At 32.0% G+C, this 2,181-nt stretch carries 3 protein-coding genes; all 3 read right to left on the reverse strand.

Annotated elements, in window-relative coordinates; genetic code table 11:
- Positions 1 to 10 precede the first annotated feature (10 nt).
- The 3 genes from UIB65_RS05445 to UIB65_RS05455 all read right to left on the reverse strand — a co-directional run bounded on the left by UIB65_RS05445 (position 11) and on the right by UIB65_RS05455 (position 2,178).
- A complete protein-coding gene (locus UIB65_RS05445) occupies positions 11 to 1,036 on the reverse strand; it encodes a Zc3h12a-like ribonuclease (RefSeq protein ID WP_330040099.1) in 1,026 nt (341 codons plus the stop codon).
- Positions 1,037 to 1,126: 90 nt separating this feature from the next.
- On the reverse strand, positions 1,127 to 1,870 hold the full coding sequence (locus UIB65_RS05450) for a metallophosphoesterase family protein (RefSeq protein WP_330040101.1): 744 nt from the start codon (positions 1,868 to 1,870) through the stop codon (positions 1,127 to 1,129).
- Between the two features lie 5 nt (positions 1,871 to 1,875).
- Positions 1,876 to 2,178 (reverse strand): nascent polypeptide-associated complex protein, encoded by a 303-nt coding sequence (locus UIB65_RS05455; protein WP_330040103.1) that lies wholly within the window; start codon positions 2,176 to 2,178, stop codon positions 1,876 to 1,878.
- Between the last annotated feature and the right edge of the window lie 3 nt (positions 2,179 to 2,181).

A 2,181-nucleotide genomic window follows, 5' to 3' on the forward strand; every position in this document is an offset into this window, starting at 1 on the left:
AGTTAAAGCACTAGTCATCTAAACCTCCTCCCCTTTCAAGTTCAATTTCAAAATCCCCAGGTTTTTCTAAAATCATATCCGGTTTAACAGAAACAAATGGGAATTTCCAAGATCCTAATCTGCCAGCAATAGTACTTGCTATATTTCTGGAGTTTCTTTTAATAAATACTTCATCAAAAGTACTTACACGTACTAAAACATTGTATGGAGCTATTTCTGTTACTTCGTCAGCCAACATAATATTTAATTCAAAGGTACCCGGTTTTGTAAATAAATCATTACGCACAGCTATTAACGGTTTTTTCTCAAGACCTAACCTATCGGCAACTGTGACGGAAATATTTCCAGCATTTTTAACGGCCAATTTATAGTCTTTAGGATGAACCAACACAAAAATTACATATGGAGCTGCAATTTCAACATCGTCCACCATCTCAACAATTTTGTTAAACATTGGAATTTTAGCAAAAATGTTTTCAAGTTTAGACTCAGCATTGTTCTCATTATCAATACGAATTATTGCCTGCTTAGCAATATTTAATGGGGAAATTTCCAAACCTTCCTTTCCAGTATAAATTTCCCATTTCTTAAAGTTTAATTCCTTAATTATTTCATCACAGATTTTTTGTAAAATATTTTTATCTTTTTTAGGTTGTTTAGGTTTTCCGAAAGTTAATCTTCCATTTTCAATTATGAATGGAATTCTCATTGAAGCAATATTTCTAAATTCAGCAGCATAATCTCTGAACTTATCATTAGACAATACTTTAGCTTTTTCATTTGTGGCGATTTCTAAAATAAAATGGTCTGCATCATTACCTGGTGGAACTTCTTCAACATTGTCACTATTCAACAATTTTTCAAATTTCGCTTTATCATCAATATCATGACGAAGTGATGCGTCAGCAATAATAACAAATTCATCCTCGCTTTCTTCTAAAGCTTTAACGGCAGCAATGATATTAGATATTTTAGGCTGTCCTTTTTCATTTTTTACATAATGAGCCACATTTGATGCATCTACTACAACTTTCACAATATCACCTAAAAAAATAATTTTTCAAATAATTGTTCAGTATTTAATATTTGTTTAAATCAATATTTAAATTTAATTTAAAATTGGATATTATATTCCATTTCTAGGATATTTTCCAAATAAAAACTTCTCCTCACCAACCTTATGAAGATAAATTTCTATTTCATCTTCTGAAATATTGTACACATTATAGGAATTTGTATTTTTCCCCCTTAATTTTTCAGAACATAACGATCCAGCATTAGCAATTAAAGTTTCATTAATTTTCCATATATTAGGAACATGTTTATGTCCTGATAAAACCAGGTCAACTTCATGTGTTGTTAAGGTTTTTAAAATATCCCCAGAATCAGATAAAACATTACGTTCACGTCCAGTTTGAGGAATAGGAATAACATGATGGTGTAAAACAACAATTGTGAAATTTTCATTAATTACACATTCATCTAACTGATGTTCCAACCATAAATGTTGAGGACGACCAATGTCTCCACTACTTTCATCAGGAGTACTGCTGTCCAATCCAATCACAGTAAAATCATCCCCGACTGTTAATTTCCAACTTCTTTCGCCAATTAACTCTTCAAAAGTTTGATAACCCAAATTACGAGCATCATGGTTGCCAGGAACTGCAAACAATGGTGGTTCAAACATTGCCAGATATTTGGTTGCTTGCTTGAATTGCTTATAATAACCATTATTAGTAATATCTCCTGTCAGTATTATCATATCAGGTTGTAACTCGTTGATTTCAGCTACAGCGAGCATGAACATTTCTTCATCGAAATCAGATTTACTGATATGCAAATCTGAAATATGGGCAATGACAGTCATAGTATCTAGCTATTTAATTTCATGATGGCTTCTGCCAAATCACCTTTACATTCTTCTAAAGCAGCTTTAGCATCTTCTTTAGAAACATTAGCTGAATTAGCTACCATTTCAATATCCTCATCTGGAATTTCAACTTCATACTCTAACTCAACTTCACGAGCTTTACCTTCAATCTGGTAAGTTTCCTGACCCATCACATTCATTAAACTTACACTAGGATTATCAATAATCAATTCTTTTTCATCAAAACGGATAATGACTTCGCGGGCACCTTCCAAATCTTCCATTTTCATGCCCATTTTTTTCATTTG

Source organism: Methanobrevibacter sp., from assembly GCF_036307625.1.
In the GTDB taxonomy this organism is placed as follows: domain Archaea; phylum Methanobacteriota; class Methanobacteria; order Methanobacteriales; family Methanobacteriaceae; genus Methanocatella.